Below are 20053 nucleotides of genomic sequence, written 5' to 3' on the forward strand. Positions count from 1 at the left end.
CGGTGGCGGTGCCCGCCGGCGACCGGGCGGCACCCGGTGCGACGACTGAGGATGGGCCGCCGTCAACAGCCCGCATCGCGGCTCGTGGTCCGGACGGGCTGCACATTTGACGGGACACCGTCATGGCGCATCACTCGGGGTGCTCGCCGCGGCCGCGGGTGCGTGCCAATCCGATGGTGGGGTGAGCAGCCGCGGTCCCAGCACGAGCCGCACGGCCCGCAGGAACCACCAGGCGGCCGCAATACAGCAGAATCCAATCGCCACCGCACCGGTCACCCGCCACGACAGGACCGCCGCGACGAGCAGCGCGAGGAACGTCCCGAGCAGCAGCCGCCGCACCGGCCGCGTCGTGAGCAGCCACGCGGCCGCCACCCCGACGCACAGGCCGCCGAGCCGGCCAACCGGGCCGATAATCGTCAACTGCCCGGGCGGCAGCCACTGCTCGAGTTGCCAGCTCAACGGCTGCAGCAGCCATGGGCTGCCGGTCTCGTCGAACGCTATGAGCAAGACGCCGGCACCGGCGAGCAGTACCGACACAGGCGGGAACCGCAGCCACTGCGGCCACTCCCCCTCTGGCGGCTCCGGCCGCCGCCACACCGCAACCGCCACTACCAGCACCGCAGCCCCGACCGGCAGCACCGGCAGGACCGCCCAGCGCACCAGCGGCCCCGCCTCGAGGTCGAAGAACCCCGCACCGACAAGCACGTACAGGCCCGCGGCGAGCAGCCCGGCACCGACACCGCCCGCCATCGCCACGGCGGTAAGCCGGTGACGCACCCACTCCCCCAGCGGCACGTCGTGCGTATCCCCGCCGTCCGGGCTGTGCCGGACCGCGGCCGCCACCAGCGCGCCACCGACCACGGCCAGCATCGCGAACATGCCGGCAAGGGCAAGACCACCCCACGACGCGAGGAGCATGCCCGGCTGGCCAACCTTCTCCTGCGGCCCGTACCGGCGGGATCCGGTGAGGAACTGCGCGAACAACACCACCGACCACACGCCGGGCAACACCATCGCCCACACGTCCCCCCAGGTGCCCGCCGCCTGCCCCACCGCCGCCGTGCCGTCAGGACCGGGCCCCTGCACCGTGCCGAGCACCACGGCCAGCTCAGCCTCGACCGCCCGCATCGGTTCCACCCCGGTCACCGTCTGCAGGGACCGGCCCACCTCCAGCTGCCGCGCCCCCGGCCCGACCGCACACACCAGGTCGGCTGCACCGGGCGGCAGCTCCGCCCCCGCCATCGCCCGGCGAACCACTTCCTCGACGACAGGGCCTGGCGACGCCGTGCCGGCCATGCCGGAACGGACGGTCGTCTCGTCCACATCGGACAGCACGACGAAGTCACCACCGCCGTCCCGGCCAACCACCGCCGCCGAACAGCCGTCGCCGGCTTCGCAGACCACAACCAGCGCACCGGTCGGCAGCTCGTACCCACCCGCGACGACATGCCAGCACACCGCGACCGGCGACGGGATGCACTCCACATCGTGCAAGCCGGCTCGGGCCGCAGCAGCGCGCACCTGCCCCCGCTGCCGATGCGACCACGTCGCCGGCACGGCAACCACCACAGCCTCCACGCTCGCGCTCGCGACGTCGCGAGCGTCCTGCACAATGCGCGTGAACGCTGTCGCAGCCCAGTCAAGGCTCGGACGCGGAGGGACCGCCGACCTGCCGCCCGCCAGCGCCGGACCGCCCTGATCGGCCAGGGCCGACGAATCGTCGGGCAGCGGAGCGGCCAGCTGGCCCCCGCCGTCCAGCGGCAGGACCATTGCTGTGCCGTCGGCCCAGGCCAGCGCTGCCCGCGCGTGATCAGCAGCGAACTCGATGCCCAGTCGTACCGCGCCGTCTCTCGACACGACAGCCATTCTGATGACATTCGATCGCTGGCGTGGCCCCCTACAACACAAAATGTCCGTACTTACCCCCATATCAGCATTTCGCGACTTTTCGCAGTGCGCCGAGATCCGCAGACAACGCCGCATCAACTGACTGCCGCCGGCACCAGAAGCGTTCCTGTGTGGTCCCACGGCGTACGCGACGGAGCCGGTGCGTCACGCCCGCACCCTGCTCGACGACGGGATCCGAGCGTGGACGCACCCGGACCCACGCCGATCCGCCTCCGCTGCGTATGACGTTTCGGATGATCGGGTCGTCGCGTGCATGAGTCGGACGTTTTCGCAGGCGAGAAATGTCGAACCTGCTGCATTAGCACGCGTGTTCGACTAGCGTCGCGAGTATGGACGAGCCCATCACGGCGACAGCCGGCTGCCCGGCAACGAAGATCACCACGACCGCGACCGGCGATGTCGAGATCCAGTGTGCCAAGATCGCAAAACATGTTACCCAAGGCGACGCCGTGCATCAGGGACGCCTCGGCGCTTTCCCCATCCGCTGGGCGGATCAGCCCACCGACCGGTAACCCTCATCCACTCACCGGACGGGCGTTGGAGTCCGCGCCGATGACGCGGACGCAAACCTTGTGCCGCTTACGAACAACGCCGTCTTCGCGCTACCGGCCGCAGGCAAGGACAACGTCGGCGCCAGCACCGGCGCGCCATCAATCGCTGCATGGACCGGGCATGTTCGGCGGCCGAGGAATACGGCGGCCCTCGCTCTCCGCGGCGAGGATGCCCACCACCACGGTGCCATGCAACGGCGCCGGCTGCTCCGCGAACGCATGCCCGCCGGGTGTGCACCCGCACTCCTGCGCTGCTGACCGCCTCGGCGGCTTCCTTGACCGCCCGACGCCCGCGCCGTCGGCCAGCACCACCCAGGCGAAGGCCGTGCTGTTCGCCGCGTTCAGCTGACCGGCGCCCACGGCGCCGTGCGGGCTGACAACCTGTTGCGCACCCGGTCCAGCAGAGCCGTCATCTCGGTCCGCAGTGCCGGATCGATAACCGTGGGCACCCGTGGCAGATCTCCTTGGTGATCCAGTCGCCCAGCGGCGGGAGGGGCGAAAGCCCGATACGTCCGCCCAGTTCATCTCCCCGTGAAACAGCGGCGGTCGCCTCGGCGACGATGTGCGGCAGCACCGCGCCAGCGTCGAGGAAGGTCCGGGATTCGACGCCGACGCGCTAAATTGACCATCGTGATCGTTGCCGTGACGGGGGGCGTCCGGACGGCTCGGAGGGCTCGTGGTCGGTGCGCTGCTCGACCGGGGCGTGCCTGTGGCATCAATCGTGCCGATGTCGAGGACCGGTACCGGCGAGCGCACGCGCTATGTGGACTTCGAGCGGCCGGAGAGCCTCGAAGCGGCGTTCCGGGCCGTGGACCGGCTGTTGGTGATCAGCACGATCGGGCCGCGGGACAAGGCGTCGAGCAGGCCCAGCGCCATCAGGTCGTTGTAGGCGACGGTGTCGGCCGTGGTCTTCCTGTTGTCGGTCACCGGGCAGCGCCTGGCTCCACGTCCCCGCCTGGGCGGTGTGGCTCGGACCGGTTGCCATGCTCATCGACGCCCTCAAGGTCTGGACCGACAGCCACCTCGACGTGCTTTGGCGGACGATGAAGGACGACCGGGCCGCCCATGTGGGCCTGCACGCCCAGGGTGCTGAGCTTGGCCAGGAACGGCCAGCCGGCGTAGTCGGTGCGGTGCACGACCGTACCGGCGACCGGGTCGATCGCGACCTTGTCGAAGTGGACCGGCCAGACGTTGTCGTTCGGGCACGACCGACCAGGCCTGGCCCGCCTCCGCCGGCGTCGAGATCTCGATCGGGCCGGTCATGCCGTTCGCGCGGGCGATGTGCAGCACCGTGTCGACCTGGCCCGGGTCGCCGGCACCGGCGGTCGGCGCCTCGCCGTGGTGGGCCGCGGCACCGTCCAGGGAGGCCTCGAGCGCGGGCGGCGTCCATCGCGTCCAGGGCGGAGGCGAAGTTGTCGCACCTGGCGCCGGGGTGGTGCCTGCAGTCGCCTGCGGACACCACCCTGGCATATGGACGGTCGTCAAGCCGTCATCGTCGTCGGTCCATCACCGGCAACGTATGGACCAATACAGGACGCGCCCCCGGTGTCTGCGCTTGTCGATCGACACCCCGACATCGACAACGAGCCCGTCGTTCCTCCTGCAGAAGAACCAGTAGATGAATGTGCCCACGCCGGCGATCGCGGCGAAGATCGCGGCGGCGACGCCGAAGCCCACGCACCCGGTAGCCCCACGACACTCGTAGAGAGGATCGCCGAGATCGCCCAGGCGATGCCGCTGAGTGCGGCGAAGCCGAAATCACCGCCCAGACGGCCCAGTCGCTGAAGCTGCAGCGGATGCCGATCTGGGCGTAGCGCCCCCACCAGGGGTTGCTCGACCACATGCGGCGACATGGCGACTGACCGTTCGTGTCCTCGCAGTTGACGGCGTCGCCCCGGCAGTAGTCGTACGGGTTGGCGTTCCCGCCGTAGACCGGATCGGTGGACAGGAACCGGCCGGCGCCTGGGGAGTAGACGCGCGCCCCCATGAGCACCATGCCGCCCGGATTGTTGGACCAGCGCTGGTCCGCGCCCAGCCAGCCGTAAGGCCGGCCGGTGTCGGACGGCGAGTGCGGCTGGCCCTGCTCGGTGAAGTCGCCGGCGAAGGTCAGGCCGAACCCGGTCGATGCAACGCCGCCGACGAGGTCACCCTGCAGGTTCGCGATCTGCCAGGTCATCCCGGTCGCGGTGGTGTAGATGCCGACCACGCGGCCGAGCCCCTTCACCGTTCGCAGGACGGCACCGTCGCCGACCGTCCAGGCCGGACTGTCCGAGTCGTCGCCGTAGTGCTGAACCTGCGTCAGCGTGCTGGTGCCGTCGCTGTCCGCGAGGGTGGCGAACCGGTTGGGCAGGACGTCGAGGGTGTATGTCGACGTCCGGGTGTCCTGCGCGATGGTGCGCAGCATGTCGTTGGCGTGGTACGTCAGTGTCGTCGCGCCACCGCCGGCGACGGTAGTGTCGGCGCCGGGGACCGTCGAGGTCCGGCCCAGCGAGTCATAGGCGTATCCGGTGGCGTTGACCCGGCTGGCCGTGTCGTAGGTCCAGTTCGTCGCCGACGCCGGTGTCGACGTCTGGCAGGCGCCACCGGCCGTGGCGGCATAGGTCGTCGCGGCGGTGCGGTTGGATGCGGTGTTGTAGGTCTGCACCCGGCTGGTGCACACCCCGGCGACCGTGTCGCGGACCGTGGTGACCCGCCCGGCGTTGTCGTAGACGAACGACTGGCTGGACTGCGATGAGGTGCGGTCGCGGATCTCGTCGTGCACCGAGCTCTGGAAGCTCTCGGTGAACAGGATGCAGCTGCTCTGACCGCAACCCGGCTGGTCGTAGGTGATCGTGTTGGCCGCGCTGTCCTCGCGGTACCCCGTGGTGACGACGACGCCGTTCGCCCACGACTCCGAGACCAGGTTGCCGTCGGCGTCGTAGGTGCCGGAGATGATGCCCGCCTGGCCATCACTGACCTGGGTCGCAAGGCTCCGGCGCTCGGTGCCGCCGTCGTAGGTGTAGGCCCGGCTCGCCTGGCCGTCCGACGACGCCGAGACGCCGGGACGGCCTGACCCGCCGCGGGCATCGACGTCCCGGCCGGTCCGACGATCAGGGCACGAGGGCTACGAAGCCGAGGCCCGTCGTCCGCTCCGCCAGGTCGAGGGCGGCGGCCGGGTCGTCGAGGCCGGCCGTCAGCAGCTCGACCGAGGAGAGGTCCAGCAGCCCGGAGCGGACCAGGTTCCAGACCGTGCTCACCGTCGCCTGGTCGCTCATCCAGGAGCCGCGCACGGTGAGCCGGCGGCGCATCAGGTCGCCGTACGGGACGGTGAGTTCCTGCCGTACGCCACCGATGAGCACGAGGGTGCCGCGCCCGCGCAAGCTGTCGTAGGCGGCCATGGTCGCGTCCGCCGTCGGCGTGGCCCCGAGGGCGTCCAGGGCCACGTCCACTGGGCCGATGCCCGCCGCGTCCGTCGCCCGGTCGCCGGTCAGCTGGTGTGTGCGCACGCGGGGCCCGAGCGCCGCCAGCCCGTCGAGGGCCTCCTGGTTGCGGCCCACCGCCGTTACCGTCGCCGCGCCTTCGGCCAGCGCCACCAGGACCGCCGCGCCGCCCAGCTGGCCCGTCGCCCCGATCACGGCGACGTCGCGGCCGGCGAGCGGGCCCGCCGCGTGCAGGCCCGCGGCGCCGATGCAGAGCCACGGCAGGAACGCCAGCCGGGCCGGGTCCGAGTAGGTGTCCGCGCCGGGCAGCTTGACGATGGTCTCCTTGGCGCAGAGCGCCTTCTCGGCGAAGACGCCGTCGTGCCAGACCGCACGCATCCGATCGGTACGCTCGCTGCCGGTGCCGGAGCCGCCCAGGCCGACCCAGCCCACCAGGATCTCGTCGCCGTCGCCCGCGTCGAGCAGCGCGGTGTCCACCACGATGTCGCCCGGGGCGACGTGGAATACGTCGGCCGCGACCTCGGTCACGCGCCCGACGCAGGAAGGGCCCAGGGTCAGGGGGACGGGCAGGCCGCCGCGGTTGCCCGTCACGACCATTCTGGTGTACGCCGGCAGATGCGCGGCGAGCACCTCCACGATCACGCCACCGCCCTGCAGCTTCGGCGCGGGAACATCGCGGAGCCGTACGTCATCGTGTTGTGAGGTAACAGTCCAAGCACGCATGAGGCAAGCCTTGCGCGGCGTTAGCCTGGTATCCAGAGCCGGTTTATTCTGGTACTGGAGGTGCTAGGTGAGCACGGAGCTGGGCGCGTTCCTTCGCAGCCGGCGGGAACGGATCACCCCGGCCGATGCCGGCCTGCCCGTCACCGGGCGCCGCCGCACACCGGGCCTGCGCCGCGAAGAGCTGGCCCTGCTGACCGGCATCAGCGCTACCTGGCTCACCTACCTCGAGCAGGGCCGCGACGTACGCCCTTCCAGCCAGGTGCTCGACGCCCTGGCCCGGGCACTGCGGCTGACCCGTGCCGAGCATGAGCACCTGCGCCGCCTCGCCGGCGGGACGGCGTCGCCGGAGCAGGACGCCTCCGAGGAGGTGGCTCCCGAGGTTGCGGGTGTTCCGGCGTTGCTGGGCGACAATCCCGCGTACGTCACCGGCATCTGCTACGACGTCCTGGCGACGAACGACGCCGCGGCGGAGCTGTTCCGCGGCATCGCACCGGGCGGCAACGTCGTGCGTTGGATGATGACCGAGCCCGCTGCTCGCGAGGTCCTGGTCGACTGGGAGCAGGAGGCGCGCCATATCCTGGCCCGGCTGCGGGCGATCGCCGGACGGCATCCCGGCCATCCGCGCGTGACCCGGCTCCTGGCTGAGCTGACCGAGGCGAGCCCCGAGGTCCGCGAGTGGTGGCCGCGGTACGACATCCAATTCAGCCATGCCGGCCGCAAACGGCTCCGGCATCCCCGGCTGGGCGCGATCACCGTGTCGCACGCCGCGTTCCACGTCGCCGAACGCCCCGAGCAGACGCTGGTGGTCTATCACCTGCCGGGCAGCACAGACCCGTCAATGGTCGCCGTCTAGCGCTTCCATGTGAATCACGCCCGACCGCCGATGCGGCGCTCGGCCGGACGCCGTGGGAACCTGCCGGCATCGCCCTGCTCGCGGCGGCAAGCGAGCGGACGATCAGGCGTCCAGGGGCGGAGGCCATCCCGCCCGTGCCGCCGGTACGGATGTCCCTACTGAGGCGGCGGCGCATTTGACCTTGGTCGATATCGTGGGTCCATGGGGACCGGTAAGCGCAGCAGCAGGCTGACGGAGGGCCTGGAGCTCCTCGACGACAGTCTGGCCGTGCTCACCACGGCGGCCATCCTCGTCACCACCGCCGGGTGCTTCTGCCGCTGGAGCTGGGTCATGCCCGCCGACGAGGGCGCGGGCCCGTACCGGACCGCGGCGCGGGTGCACGGCCTCGTCGTGCTGCTGATCGTGCTCGGCGTCGCGGCGCTGGTCTGTGTCGTGCGCGGCTACCTCGCCGAGTCGGGCGTCCCGATGTACAGTGCCGCCGCTCTGCTCGCTCTGGGCGGGGTGTTCGCGCTCGGGCTCTACGCCCCGCACGACGAGGCGGACATCGTCGCGGACGGGTTCGGCTACGAGTGGTACAGCACCTCGGTCGACGGCCGTTTCTCGTTCTACAACACCACCGCCGCGCCGATCACGATCTGCCTGGGCATCAGCGGCGACTGCGACGCGGGCGCGAAGGGGCCGGACCGGCTGCGCTCCCCCGGCCTGACCATTGCGCCCAACCACCGCCTCGCGATCGACACGCCGAAGGCCAAGGGCGACTACCGGCTCACCCTCGTCGGGGCCGGGTTCACGCACCGCGACACGATCCTGAACCTGTACGTCCCCGACAGCAACTCCGGACCGTGACCCGGTTGCCGGTCAGCCGGTGACGACCGCGAACACCGCCGAAGCCGGGATCGGGCCGAGGCAGCGGGAGTCGTTCGACGCCACCCGGTGGTCGCCGGCGAGGAAGACGCTGCCCTGCGGCACGGCCACCGGCCCGAAGCGGCGCGCCAGGCAGGAGCGGGGGTTCGGCTGGGCGTCGAGCGGGCCGTCCTCACCCAGGTACGTCTCGTCCAGCGCGGCCCCGTTCACGGTAACCTTGCCGGCCGGGGTGCAGCAGGCGACGACCTCGCCGCCGACGGCCAGGACGCGTTTGAGCATCGGCGTGTCCTTCGCCGACCAGTCCGCGGGCGGGTGGAACAGCACGACGTCGCCCCGCTTCGGGGTGTAGCCGGTGACCCGGCGCGCCGTGATGACCTGACCGGGCTTGATCCCGGGCTCCATGCTGCCGCCGCCCTGCGTGAACTGCTCGGTCGCGGCGGCCGGGGCGCTCGTGTCGCCGCCGCATCCGGCCGCGCCCGCGAACGCGACGGCCGCGATCATTGACACCAGTCTTTTCACGGTGCCGATCCTGGCAGAAACCGCCCGGCCCGTGGGGGCGGTCGACGCCGGTTGCCTCGTCGCACGAGCGCTGACACCACATCGACGCTCGTCGCTCACGTTCCCATCCGGTCCGGTGGGCGGCCGCGGTGCTGTGCTTGACTAGCACGTATGGCCTTGTGTCCGCCCACGTCTGCCCGAGTGATCCGGTGACCGCGGGGTCGGCCGCCGCGACCCGTCCGCACAACCGCAGGCAGATCATCGTCGAGGCGGCGGGCCAGGTGTTCAGCGCGCGCGGGTACCACGCGGCGTCGATGGAGGAGATCGCGGCCGGGGTGGGCATCAGCGCGGCGGCGTTGTACCGGCACTTCCCGAACAAGTACGCGCTGTTCGCCGAGTGCGCCAACGGCATGGTGGACGAGCTCGTCGAGGTGCTCGACGAGTGGCCGGCCGAGGCCGCGCTGCGCGACGTGCTGCTCGCCCTCGTCCGGGTCACGGTCTCGCACCGCACGTCGGGCGGCCTCTACCGGTGGGAGGCGCGCTACCTCGAGCGCGCCGACCGCCAGGTGCTCCGGGCGAAGTTCGGGCACGTGGTGGAGCGGGTGACGGAGCTGGTGCGGCGCGAGTACCCGGGCCCGGACGAGCGCCTGCGCGCCGTGGCCGCGCTCGGCGCGATCGGGTCGATCACGATGCACCACACGTCGATCGCCCAGCGGCGGGTCGAGGAGCTGCTGCTGACGTCGGCGTTGCGCGTGGCCGCCACCGATCCGGCGGCGGCCGCGCGCGGCACGCCGCCGGTGGAGCTGCCCGCCCCGCCGGTGCCGCGCACCCGCCGCGGCGAGATCCTGGCCGCGGCCATCCCGCTGTTCGCGCGGGACGGGTTCGCCAACGTGACGAACGGGCAGATCGCGCAGGCGGTCGGCCTGGCCCCGTCCGCGATCTACCGCCACTACCCCGGCAAGGTCGACATTCTGGTGGCCGCGTGCCTGCAGGCGGCGGCGCTGCTGGCCCAGGCCGTGGACCGGACCCTGCACCGGGTGACCGACCCGCGGGAGGCCGTGGACGCGCTGGCGGCGGCGTACGTGGCCTACTGCTTCGAGCACAACGCGCTCACCAGCGTCGCCGAGGCCGAGGTCGCCGGCCTGCCCGACGACCTGCGGCGGCCGCTGATCCTCGCGCAGCGCGAGCACATCGCCGTGTGGGAGCAGCAGTTACGCGCGGTCCGGCCGGAGCTCGACCCGCGCCAGGCCCGGCTGCTCGTGCACGCCGCGTTCGGCGTCGTCGTCGAGGCCGGGCGCGCCCTGCGCTGGCAGGACGCGCCCGGCCGCCGCGACACGGTGACGGCTCTGGTCACCGCCGCGCTGACGCTCTGAGGCCGGGGCGGCCGGCTCAGGCGCCGGGCTCAGGCGCCGGGCCGGTTCCCGGTCGGAATGGTGATTGGGGTGTACGTCGCTGAGGTGCCGTTGTTCAGGAACAGCATCGCGATGCCACGCACGAGCTTGTCGATGACGTCGAACCCGGCCGGGACGATCGGGGACAGCCCCTCCTGGAAGGCGACGTACGCCGGCCAGCCGACCTCGATCAGACCCCGCGCGACGAAGTCCCGCGGCAGCCGCAGCCAGTCGCCGATCTTGTCGCTGAGCACGTACCGCGCGAACTCGCGCTGGATGCCCCGGGTGAGCCCGCCGTCGACCTGCGCGACCAGGCCGAGCAGGATGTTGGCCAGGTCGATGCCCTCGGGCGTCGGGCCGAGCAGCGGCGTCAGCACGTAGTTCGACTGGTCGTCGGCGGCGGCCCAGGTCGCCGGGATGAACTCGTCGCGCACGCCGAGCAGGTGCAGCCCGACCTGCCACTGGTGCAGGTAGGCGGCCTCCTCCGCGGCCGACATCCGGATCCCCCAGGACTTGAGCTTGCGGTGCACGAACGTGCCGAGGCTGTGGAAGGTGATCAGGATGTCGCCGTTGCTGATCGGGATCGGGTTGTCCGTGACCGACCGCCACTTCGCCGACTTCGGCAGCAGGTGGCGGACCGCCGCGTGGGTCAGGCGCGTCTTGTTCGAGGTGGTGACGAAGTGACCCGACGGCAGGAAGGCGTTCTCCGCGCTCAGGTCGTAGCCGTAGGTGAAGGTCTTGGCCGCGCGTGACTTCATGTCGGCGCCGCCGGCGGAGTAGTACACGTTGCGGGCCTCGCGCGGGATGACGGTGCTCATGATCCCGCTGCCCAGGCCGTACAGCAGGAACAGGTACAGACTCATCCGCTTGTTGAACTTGGCCGCCGCGGCCAGCTTGACGGGGTCGGCCCACGACGGCAGCCGGTTGACGTCCTGCAGGTAGGTGGTGAGGGCGCCGGGCAGGCCCGCGGGCAGCGGGTCGCCGTTGTTGACCCACGACTGAAACGCGGTGTTGACCGCCGGGATCTGGCCGTTGTCCAGCAGCGAGGCCACGAGCGGGTCGGTGGCGTCGTCCCAGACCGCCCACGGGTCGGTGACCGTGTCGGTCCCCGCGATCGAGCCGGCGGAGGACCACGCCCACGCGTTGGCGGGGGCCGCGGCACCCGCCAGGCCGAGCGCGGCCCCGAGCGTCAGTACGCCTCTTCGGCTGAGATTTTGCATTCGCTCGCCTGCTTCCCGGTTGGCCGGACACACAGGTTCCGAACGGTCCGGACATGTGATTTTCTATTAACATAGAGGAGCGTGACACCGGCGGCAAGAGGCAGTTATACGGGTGCGTCGATGTCCAGCAGGACCTTGCCGGCGGCCCCACGCCCGACCGCCCGGTGGGCGTCGGCGGCGCGGGCGAACGGGAAGCGCAGCAGCGGCAGGCCGTGCGCTTCACCGACCGGCAGGGCCCCGCCGGCCACCGCGGCGGCGACGTCCTCGACGGCCGCGGCCCGCACTTGCGGACCGGCGGTGTAGAGGACCAGGAACTGCAGCCGGGTGTTGAGGACCAGGTGGCGGCGGACGTCGAGGTCGACGGGGTGGCCGCCTTCGTTGGCGTACGTCGCGATGGTGCCGCCCGTGCGCAGGACGGCCAGGTCCAGGGCCAGGTTCGCGCCGAGTGCCACCTCGGCGACGATGTCGACGCCGTCCGGGGCGGCCGCGCGGATGGCGGCGGCCGGGTCGCCCTCCCGGTACAGCACCGTGTGGTGCGCGCCGGCGGCGGTGGCCAGGCGCGCCTTCTGCGGGCCGCTGACGGTGGCGATCACGGTGGCGCCGGCCCAGCGGGCGAGCTGGATCACCGCGTGCCCGACGGCTCCGGCGCCGCCCGCGGCCAGCACGACGCGGCCGTCCAGCGCCCCGGGGGTCAGGCGGCGGGGGCCGTCCTCGGCGACGGTGAGCGTGCGGTGCGCCGTCAGTGCCGGTACACCCAAAGCGGCCCCCGCCTCGAAGGCGACCCCGGCGGGCAGGGGGACGGCCCGGTCGGCGGGGACCACGCAGTATTCGGCGCCGGTGCCGCCCGCACGCCCGGCCGCGGCCATGAACAGCCACACCCGCTCGCCGGCGCGGGCCGGGTCGACGTCCGCGCCGACGGCGTCGATCACGCCGGCGCCGTCGTGGTGCGGGGTGATCTCGGGGAACTGCATGGGGTGCCCGATGCCGGCGCGGGCCTGCACGTCGGTCGGGTTGACCCCGGACACGGCGACGCGCACGCGCACCTCGCCCGGGCCGGGCTCGGGCCGGTCGCGCGCCACGGTGCGCAGCACGTCGGGACCGCCGTGTTCGGTGTAGATGATCGCCCGCATGGGTCCGTCTCCTCGCTTCGTTCGATTTGCATCGAACAGTACGACGCAGATCGAACATGCGCTAGGGTGGGTTCCGTGAGTGAGGTCATGGAGCCCGCCCTCGAGTCGGTGACGATCGACAGCGTGCTGAGCGCGCTCGCCGACCCGATCCGGCTGACGTTCGTGCGCGCGCTGGACACGTCGGGCGATTGGACGTGCGGGAGCGACGTGCTGCGTGACAGCGGCGTCACGATCGGCAAGTCGACGCTGTCGCATCATGTGAAGGTGCTGCGTGATGCGGGGCTGATCCGCACGCGGGTGCAGGGGACGCGGCGGCTGATGATGTTGCGGTACGAGGAGCTGGAGCGCCGCTTCCCGGGCCTGCTCAACCTTCTCCGCTGACCGACGGCGTGCTTGGGACGGTCGCCGCCGACGCGGCCTGGGGCGGTGACCCGCACCCGCCCGGGCTACCCGAACGACGCAGCCAGCGTGGCCCAGCCCGTCCAGGACGCCGGCCGTGACACAGCAGTCACCGTCGCCTGGCGCGAAGGCAGCAAAGGCACCCTCACCTGCCACCAGACGGTGAACGCTCTCCGACGGACCCGTCGGATGCTGTCGTCGCGCGATTCTCCTGCCGGGCAAATCCGCGATGGAGGGCTGCCGCAATCGCCCAGCCCGCTCTGCGGCTGCCTTCTCGGCGTGCACCCGCCCGGCGGCGTTGACGAGGAGCGGAGGCACATTAGTGTCCGCGATGAGGAACTGCACGCTTCGCTGAGATCAGGCGCTGCGCCGGCCGGGTCCGTGGCTTTTGCCGGCCGCTAGGCGGAGCACGGCCTTCCCCTGAACGGGGCCGAGGGCGACGGTCAGGTCGCCGCCAACGACGCGGGACGGCATTCGCCCCGTCCTGCGCCAGCGCTCGAGTGATCTTCGACCGCTCTGTAGGGTTACCATGAGTTTCGCTCATGATCGCGATGAGTTTTGCTAATGACGAGGTTGTGGCTGTAGATGGAATTGCGGGAGATTGAGATATTCTTGACCCTGGCCGAGGAGCTGCACTTCGGGCGGGCTGCGGAGCGGCTGCACCTTACTCAGTCTCGGGTCAGCCAGTCGATCAAGAAGCAGGAGCGTCGGCTCGGAGCTCCATTGTTCGACCGCAACAACCGGGTGGTGCGGCTGACCGACCTCGGCATTCAGCTTCGCGCCGACCTGGTGCCCGGGTTTCGGCAGATCCAGGACGCGGTCGCGCGAGCTTCGGCGGCGGGCCGGGGCTTTGCCGGTGTGCTGCGCGTCGGGGTGCAGGCGGCCTGGTCCGGGGATCTTGTCGTTGCGGCCGCGGCGGCATTCTGCGTTGCGAATCGGGACTGCGACATCCAGATCCGCGAGGTGCCACTCAGCGATCCGTTCGGAGGGCTCAAAGCTGGTCAGCTCGACCTCCAACTCACCATTCGTCCGGTGGAGGAGCCAGACCTGACTGCCGGGCCGGTCGTCTTCTCGCTGCCGCGCGTGCTCGTCATCGCCTCCGGGCATCCTTTGGCTCAACGACCGGCCATCGGCATGGAAGACCTGGCTGACGTGTGCATGCTGACCGTCGCTGGACCCCCGAACTACTGGATCAACCATCACAGTCCGCCGCGTACGCCCGAGGGCCGGCCGATCCTGCGCGGCCCTGCGGTGACCGAGTGGGAGACAGCGTGGTCGCACGTGGCGTCAGGCAGGGGCGCCTTCATTGCGGGTGACTGGGCGGCCGACGACCGCTACCACTACGCCCGGTCGGATTTGGCATTTGTGGCGATCCACGACGCTCCGCCGATGGAGTGGGGCCTGCTGTGGCGGAGCGACGCCGAGACGGTCATGCTCACCTCGTTTGTCAAAGCCATCCTTGAGCAGCGCGAGGCGATGCCGGCCCGTCGGGCTCGGTGAGGGCCCGGACCAGGGCCCGGGATTAGCCGAACTACTCGCATCATTCCGAATGCTTCCTTGATCGGCGGCAAGACTCCTTGAAGACTGTCATCAACAGGCTGACACCATTCAGGCGCGACCGCGAGCGGTGCCTTACGGGCAACCATTCTGGTTCAGCTTGAATGTCATTTTCTTCAGCCGCCTTCCACCAAGGAGTCAAACATGAAAGCGAACATGAGCTCGATCCTGTTCGGCGTTGGGGACATGGACCGGACCAAGCGGTTCTACACCGAGGGTCTCGGCTGGACGATCGATCGGGACTACGGCGTGTCGGTGTTCTTTGCCATGGACGGCGGTCCGCTGGTCGGCTTCTACGCCCGCGAAGGTCTGGCCGCCCAGTTGGGCACGACTTCGGAGGGCAGCGGCTTCAACGGCATGGCCCTCACCTACGTCGTCCGCACCGAGGCACGGGTCGACGAGATCCTCGCCGAGGCCGAGAAGGCCGGAGCCACGATCCTCACGCCCGCGGCGGCAACGCCGTGGGGCGGATACGGCGGTACGTTCGCGGACCCGGACGGTTACATCTGGAGCATCGGCTACAGCGCCCAGGCCTCGGACCAGGCCTACGCGGAATAGACGGGGCCGTGAAGTTTCGGACCCTCGTCGAGCCACCCGAGCCCATGCGGGGGCTGGAAGTTCCGCCTACGGTGGTGGAGGCGCTCGGCGGGGGTGCGCGGCCGTACGTGAGGATCAAAGTCAACGGGCATTCCTGGAAGAGCCGGGTCGCCGTCATGCGAGGCCGCCACCTGGTCGGCCTCAGCAACGCCAACCGGCAGGCCTCCGGTGTCGCGATCGGCGAGGAGGTCGAGGTCGAGCTGGAGCTCGACAGCGAGCCGCGCGTCGTCGTCGAGCCTGCGGACTTCGCCCAGGCTCTGGACGACGACCCGGTCGCCCGCGCCGCATACGACAACCTTGCGTACGGCCACAAGCGCGAGCATGTGCACGCCATCGAGACCGCGAAGAAGCCCGAGACGCGCCGGCGGCGCATCGAGAAGGCCCTCGCCATCCTGCGGGGCTGACCCCGAAAACAAAACTCCGCACGGCAATGCAATCACCATGCGGACGCATCACCCTGCCCAACTTTTCCCGAAGGAACAACATGTCCAACGGGCTGAGTCGTGGCCCGGCGGGCGCACCGCCGGGCCACGGGGCCGACCTTGCCACCCGTATCCGAAACAGGAGCTCGACGCCATGACTGCCCCGCCCCGACCGCTCGCGCAGCGCATGCAGCACGGGATCTGATAGTCGGCGGCGAGTGGCTGACGTAGCGCCCCTCCGGACAGGCGAGCGCCAGGGCGGTACGAATCCTCGAACGGCACCCCAACAGGCGCACCCACGGCCTCCAGATGTTCTATCGACCGGAAAAGAACCACCAAAGCGCGGAGCCGGGCCGCGACGAACGCGAGCCCCGCCAGCGTCGCCGCCGCGATCGCGACCAACAGCGGCGATGGGCCGCCGGAGCGCAGTGCACCCATGAAGTCGACCGCTGCGACGTCGTTGATCAGCATCTACCAGAGGATGGTGTACACGGCCTGGAAGGTGCGCGGCGCTGCGGTGAGGGGTGTCCAGGGCCAGGGCAAGCGCCGGCCGGGGCGCCGTGGCGGTCCAGCACCGTCCTGGGACCAACACGGTCAGCCGGCGATGTAGCGCCCCGGGCGATGGTTCTGGGCGATGATGACGTTGAGCACGACCGCGCCGAGCGCGGACAGCAGCGCCGTGTGCACCGGCACGACCAGGGCCCCGAGCGCGATCACCGAGCCGTCGAGGGCGAGCTGCACCCACCCGGCCCGCCAGCCCAGCCGCTCCTGGCACACCAGCGCGACGACGTTGAACCCGCCGAGGCTCGAGTGGTGCCGGAACAGCACCAGCAGCCCGACGCCGACCGCGAGGTTGCCGGCGAGCACGGCGTACACCGGGTTGATGTGCTGCAGCGTCAGCACGTGCGGGTGCCCGAGGGAGAACAGGGCCAGCAGGCCGACCGCGATGCCCGAACGAACAGCAAACCGCCAACCCTTGCGCGCGATTGCGAGCGCGACGAACGGCAGCGTCACCCCGACGTACACGATCGCGAACGGCCACCCGGTCAGCCGCCCGGCCAGGAGCGCCAGCCCGGCGGTGCCGCCGGTGACCGCCCCGCCGGCGTCGAGCAGGAAGAGCCCCACGGACGCCAGGAACGCGCCGGTGACGACGCCGAGCACGTCGTCCACGAGTGTGTGCCGGAGGACTGCGGGTGTACTCGTCATCGCGCTCATGCGGCGAGGGTGCCGCGCACTTGGCGCTTGCGCAACAGACGCTGTTCTGACTGCGCACACTGTAACTTTGTGTTCGCCGTGCATGTCAGAATGCTCAAGTGGACAGCCTGGACGCCCGGATTCTGCTCGCGCTCGACGACGACCCCGACGCCACCAGCCTGGCCCTGGCGCAGCGCCTCGGCGTGGCGCGCAACACCCTGCACGCCCGGTTGCAACGCATGCGCGCGGCGGGCGCACTGCGCGATTTCAGCCGTCGCGTCGACCCGGCGTCGCTCGGCCGCGCGCTGACGGCGTTCGTGTCGGTGTCGCTGTCGCAGCCGCAGGGCCGGCGGTCCATCGCGGCGCTGCACGACATCCCGGAGGTGATCGAGATCCACTCGACCACGGGCGACGCCGACCTGCTGCTGAAGGTGGTGGCGCGCGACACGCAGGACCTGCACCGCATCGTGGACGCCTTGTTCGCGGTGCCCGACGTCGTGCGCACGAGTACCGTCATCTCGCTCAACGAGGAGATGCCGCTGCGCATTCGCGCACTGCTCGAACAGCACGCAACCGGCTGAGGGCCCGCTGCGCGTTCGCGGACCGCTCGAACAACACGCAACCGGCTGAGAGCCGCTGCGCGTTCGCGCACCGCTCGACCAACACGGGGCATTCCCGATCCGGGCCTTGGCACCGGCCCGTACCGTCGGCCGGGTGAGACGCCGGATTCTGTTGCTGAGCATTGCGGTCGCCGCGGTGTTGCTGGTGCCGTGGTGCCTGTACCTGGCCCAGACGTTGCCGGACCGGTTCGTGACCGGGCAGTGGCGGGTGGCCTGGGTCGGGTTCGACGCCGCGCTCGTGGCGTCCTTCGCCGGCGGGGTGTGGCTCGGCCGGCGCCGGCGTAGAGCGGCGGTCCCGCTGCTCGCGGCGAGTGCGGCGCTGCTGTTCTGCGACGCCTGGTTCGACGTGTCGCTCGATTGGGGCTCGGCCGACGAGGCCGCGAGCGTACTGCTGGCGATGCTGGTCGAGGTGCCGTTCGGCATCCTGCTGCTCATGTGGAGCCGCCGGCTGATCAGCGGGGACGTGCGCACCGAACGGCTCATGCGACGCCACTTGCGGCTGCGCGGCGACCCATGGTTCCAGCGGGCGGTGCAGGCGCTGGACCGGCTCGGACCGACGGACGTGCGCACGGCCGCCGAGGAGATCGGCGCCGACGAAGCCCTCGTCGCAGCGCGGCTGCGCAAGGGCGCCCGGCTCGGCCTGGTGCAGCGGCGGCGCGACGGCCGGTGGGCGCTGCCGGGCCGCCTCGAAGCGCGGCTGCGGAGCGAGCAGGAGCTGCTGGCCTGGGCGGACACGCATCGCGCCGAGTTCGGTGCCTGGGGCTACGGCCAGCGTGTCGTCGCGCACCTGAGCGCCGACGAGGTGGCGCGCTTTGCGGTCGAATACCGAGAGCTCGTTTCGCGGTACCGGCTGCTGCACCCCGACCCGGAGGCGGACACCCGCGAGGTCGGGATCCGCTGCTACGCCTTCCCGATGCCGCCGACGCCGGCCGACGACGAGCCCGGCGCGGTGGCGGGCAGCGATCCGGCAGCGGCGGCAGGTGCACATCCGAACACGGCCCACGGCCAATGAAGGCCACCCTCCCGGGCCGCACAAGACTCACCCACATCTGAGGTCTCGTTCCCGGCGCGCACGCCACTACTTGCCGGCCGGCGCAGGGGTTTCGGTGCAGCGTCAATGCATGCGTATTCGGCCACGGTGGTCGGCTCCGGCGCCGACCGGCGCAACGGCGAGTCTGTGATCCGGAACAGGGTTCCTAGGCGGGTTCACGGCTGCCGCCGGTCCCGGGATGGCACCGTTCGGCTCTGCCATCGACCCACAGGAACGGCGTTTCGGTGATCAGGAACACCGGGCCCGCGAAGGTCGCTCATGTTCGGACCGGACGTCGTGAACGCACAATGAGCGAATGGACACAGCACCGCTCGCGGTGGACGAATGCGCACTGGCGGCCGTGTCCGCTTGTCTGGAGGCGGCCGCGGACCTGGCCGAGGCGCGCGGCGGGCGCCGGCCGGAGGTCACGCTGGACCCCGCGCACGTGGCGGCGGCGGTGCGCAGTGAGGCACTGTTGCGCGATCCGGCCGGGCGGGGCATCGAGGGATTCGCTCCGCTGTCGCGGCTGTGGCGGGCCGCCGACGGCTGGGTGCGCACCCACGCGAACTATCCGTGGCACCGGGCCGCGCTCATACGCGCACTCGGCGACGACATCGAGCGCGCGATCGCCGAGCGGCCGGCGCTGGAGGTCGAGCGATTGGTGTACGAGTCCGGCGGACTCGCCGTCGCCGCGCGCACAACCGAACAGTGGCGCGCCGAGCGAGCAGTGGCCGAATCCGGCCGACTCGCCGACGCTGGGCGTACAACCGAGCAGGCGAGCGCCCGACGAGCGTTGTCGGTAACTGGCGTTGGCGCCGCCGCGTACGTGAACGAACAGGTGCGCGGTGGGCGCGGCGGCGGCGATGACGGGCCGCTCATCGGGATCTGGCCGACCGGCGGGCGCCGGGAGCCGCGGGCGGCGCCTCGCGTGCTCGATCTCACCCGGGTCATCGCCGGGCCGGTCGGGACTCGGATGCTTGGCGCGCTCGGCGCCGACGTGCTGCGCGTCGATGATCCCAACCGGCCCGAGCTGCCGCTGCACGCCGTCGACGGGGTCATCGGCAAGGCCAGTACGCTCCTCGACGCCGCCACGCCGGGCGGGCGCGAGGCGCTCCACCGGCTGGCGGAGCAGGCCGATGTGATCGTTACCGGGTACCGGCCCGGGGCCATGCGCCGGCTCGGGCTCGACCCGGATCAGATCGCCGAGCGGTATCCGGGGACGGTGGTGGCGACGCTGTCTGCTTGGGGTACCGAAGCGGAATGGGGGAATCGGCGGGGGTTCGACAGTCTCGTGCAGGTCGCGACCGGCATCGGCTGGAGGTGCAGTCCCGACGGGGAGCGGCCCGGTGCGCTGCCGTGTCAGTTGCTCGATCACGCTACCGGGTACCTGCTGGCGGCGGGGGTGCTCCGGGCGCTCGCCACCGGCGAGGGGGCCCACGTGTCGGTGTCCCTGGCCCGGACCGCTCGATGGCTCCTCGATCAACCCGAGGGCCAACCCGAGGGCCGAGCCGCGGGCCGAGCCGAGCAGCCCGTCGAACCCGACGCCTACCGTGTCGGTCTCGGCAACGGGTGGACCAGCATCGCCCCGCCTGGGCGGCTCGACGGCGCGCCGCTGGCGTGGCCGAGGCTGCCCCCCGCCTACGGGCAGGCCCCGCCCGTGTTCACGGCACGATAGCG

Annotated in this window: 20 protein-coding genes; 11 read left to right on the top strand and 9 right to left on the bottom strand. The window is 71.3% G+C overall.

The features are described from left to right. Nucleotides 1-120 precede the first annotated feature (120 nt). The gene (locus ACPPVO_RS36500; protein WP_426503097.1) at nucleotides 121-1857 is read right to left on the bottom strand and encodes an Hsp70 family protein; all 1737 of its coding nucleotides are present in this window, start codon (nucleotides 1855-1857) and stop codon (nucleotides 121-123) included. A 380-nt stretch (nucleotides 1858-2237) separates the two neighbouring features. Here ACPPVO_RS36500 and ACPPVO_RS36505 point away from each other — a divergent pair, with 380 nt between their 5' ends. After that, entirely contained in the window at nucleotides 2238-2420 is a 183-nt protein-coding gene (locus ACPPVO_RS36505) for a hypothetical protein (RefSeq protein ID WP_426503098.1), read from the top strand. A 798-nt stretch (nucleotides 2421-3218) separates the two neighbouring features. Here ACPPVO_RS36505 and ACPPVO_RS36510 read toward each other — a convergent pair. From ACPPVO_RS36510 to ACPPVO_RS36520, 3 genes are all read right to left on the bottom strand, one after another. Continuing rightward, nucleotides 3219-3386 (bottom strand): hypothetical protein, encoded by a 168-nt coding sequence (locus ACPPVO_RS36510; protein ID WP_426503099.1) that lies wholly within the window; start codon nucleotides 3384-3386, stop codon nucleotides 3219-3221. Nucleotides 3387-3948: 562 nt separating this feature from the next. Then, the gene (locus tag ACPPVO_RS36515; RefSeq protein WP_426503100.1) at nucleotides 3949-5103 is read right to left on the bottom strand and encodes an RHS repeat-associated core domain-containing protein; all 1155 of its coding nucleotides are present in this window, start codon (nucleotides 5101-5103) and stop codon (nucleotides 3949-3951) included. A 445-nt stretch (nucleotides 5104-5548) separates the two neighbouring features. Beyond that, nucleotides 5549-6520, bottom strand: a complete 972-nt coding sequence (locus tag ACPPVO_RS36520; RefSeq protein ID WP_426503101.1) for a zinc-binding dehydrogenase — start codon at nucleotides 6518-6520, stop codon at nucleotides 5549-5551. A gap of 148 nt (nucleotides 6521-6668) precedes the next feature. Between ACPPVO_RS36520 and ACPPVO_RS36525 the strand changes: the two genes are divergently transcribed. Both ACPPVO_RS36525 and ACPPVO_RS36530 read left to right on the top strand, forming a co-directional pair. After that, entirely contained in the window at nucleotides 6669-7454 is a 786-nt protein-coding gene (locus ACPPVO_RS36525; RefSeq protein ID WP_426503102.1) for a helix-turn-helix transcriptional regulator, read from the top strand. Nucleotides 7455-7655: 201 nt separating this feature from the next. After that, nucleotides 7656-8300 carry a hypothetical protein gene (locus tag ACPPVO_RS36530; protein ID WP_426503103.1) on the top strand — a complete coding sequence of 215 codons (645 nt, stop codon included), beginning with the start codon at nucleotides 7656-7658 and terminating at the stop codon, nucleotides 8298-8300. A 12-nt stretch (nucleotides 8301-8312) separates the two neighbouring features. On the opposite strand, the gene lepB is transcribed toward ACPPVO_RS36530, so the two are convergent. Further along, a complete protein-coding gene (gene lepB, locus ACPPVO_RS36535; protein ID WP_426503104.1) occupies nucleotides 8313-8837 on the bottom strand; it encodes a signal peptidase I in 525 nt (174 codons plus the stop codon). Between the two features lie 188 nt (nucleotides 8838-9025). Between lepB and ACPPVO_RS36540 the strand changes: the two genes are divergently transcribed. Further along, on the top strand, nucleotides 9026-10189 hold the full coding sequence (locus ACPPVO_RS36540; protein ID WP_426503105.1) for a TetR/AcrR family transcriptional regulator: 1164 nt from the start codon (nucleotides 9026-9028) through the stop codon (nucleotides 10187-10189). Between the two features lie 29 nt (nucleotides 10190-10218). On the opposite strand, the gene ACPPVO_RS36545 is transcribed toward ACPPVO_RS36540, so the two are convergent. Both ACPPVO_RS36545 and ACPPVO_RS36550 read right to left on the bottom strand, forming a co-directional pair. Continuing rightward, nucleotides 10219-11427 (bottom strand): oxygenase MpaB family protein, encoded by a 1209-nt coding sequence (locus ACPPVO_RS36545; RefSeq protein WP_426503106.1) that lies wholly within the window; start codon nucleotides 11425-11427, stop codon nucleotides 10219-10221. Between the two features lie 104 nt (nucleotides 11428-11531). Next, entirely contained in the window at nucleotides 11532-12557 is a 1026-nt protein-coding gene (locus tag ACPPVO_RS36550) for an NADPH:quinone reductase (RefSeq protein WP_426503107.1), read from the bottom strand. A 75-nt stretch (nucleotides 12558-12632) separates the two neighbouring features. Here ACPPVO_RS36550 and ACPPVO_RS36555 point away from each other — a divergent pair, with 75 nt between their 5' ends. The 4 genes from ACPPVO_RS36555 (at nucleotide 12633) to ACPPVO_RS36570 (ending at nucleotide 15514) form a co-directional block, all read left to right on the top strand. Next, a complete protein-coding gene (locus tag ACPPVO_RS36555) occupies nucleotides 12633-12938 on the top strand; it encodes an ArsR/SmtB family transcription factor (RefSeq protein WP_426503108.1) in 306 nt (101 codons plus the stop codon). A 603-nt stretch (nucleotides 12939-13541) separates the two neighbouring features. After that, a complete protein-coding gene (locus ACPPVO_RS36560; protein WP_426503109.1) occupies nucleotides 13542-14456 on the top strand; it encodes a LysR family transcriptional regulator in 915 nt (304 codons plus the stop codon). A 201-nt stretch (nucleotides 14457-14657) separates the two neighbouring features. Further along, nucleotides 14658-15071, top strand: coding sequence for a VOC family protein (locus ACPPVO_RS36565; RefSeq protein WP_426503111.1), 414 nt, complete (start codon nucleotides 14658-14660; stop codon nucleotides 15069-15071). 44 nt (nucleotides 15072-15115) lie between these two features. Beyond that, the gene (locus ACPPVO_RS36570; protein ID WP_426514766.1) at nucleotides 15116-15514 is read left to right on the top strand and encodes a YdeI/OmpD-associated family protein; all 399 of its coding nucleotides are present in this window, start codon (nucleotides 15116-15118) and stop codon (nucleotides 15512-15514) included. A gap of 48 nt (nucleotides 15515-15562) precedes the next feature. Here the strand turns inward: ACPPVO_RS36570 and ACPPVO_RS36575 are convergent, their stop codons facing one another. Together ACPPVO_RS36575 and ACPPVO_RS36580 are read right to left on the bottom strand one after the other, a co-directional pair. Then, entirely contained in the window at nucleotides 15563-16003 is a 441-nt protein-coding gene (locus tag ACPPVO_RS36575; RefSeq protein WP_426503112.1) for a hypothetical protein, read from the bottom strand. A 123-nt stretch (nucleotides 16004-16126) separates the two neighbouring features. Further along, nucleotides 16127-16747, bottom strand: coding sequence for a YitT family protein (locus tag ACPPVO_RS36580; protein WP_426503113.1), 621 nt, complete (start codon nucleotides 16745-16747; stop codon nucleotides 16127-16129). Nucleotides 16748-16845: 98 nt separating this feature from the next. Here ACPPVO_RS36580 and ACPPVO_RS36585 point away from each other — a divergent pair, with 98 nt between their 5' ends. The 3 genes from ACPPVO_RS36585 to ACPPVO_RS36595 all read left to right on the top strand — a co-directional run bounded on the left by ACPPVO_RS36585 (nucleotide 16846) and on the right by ACPPVO_RS36595 (nucleotide 20051). Next, on the top strand, nucleotides 16846-17307 hold the full coding sequence (locus tag ACPPVO_RS36585) for an Lrp/AsnC family transcriptional regulator (protein ID WP_426503114.1): 462 nt from the start codon (nucleotides 16846-16848) through the stop codon (nucleotides 17305-17307). A gap of 133 nt (nucleotides 17308-17440) precedes the next feature. After that, nucleotides 17441-18358 (top strand): hypothetical protein, encoded by a 918-nt coding sequence (locus ACPPVO_RS36590; protein ID WP_426503115.1) that lies wholly within the window; start codon nucleotides 17441-17443, stop codon nucleotides 18356-18358. A 334-nt stretch (nucleotides 18359-18692) separates the two neighbouring features. Continuing rightward, nucleotides 18693-20051 carry a CoA transferase gene (locus tag ACPPVO_RS36595; protein WP_426503116.1) on the top strand — a complete coding sequence of 453 codons (1359 nt, stop codon included), beginning with the start codon at nucleotides 18693-18695 and terminating at the stop codon, nucleotides 20049-20051. The last annotated feature ends 2 nt before the right edge of the window (nucleotides 20052-20053 follow it).

The sequence above is a fragment of the Dactylosporangium sp. McL0621 genome (genome assembly GCF_049995355.1).
In the GTDB taxonomy this organism is placed as follows: domain Bacteria; phylum Actinomycetota; class Actinomycetes; order Mycobacteriales; family Micromonosporaceae; genus Dactylosporangium.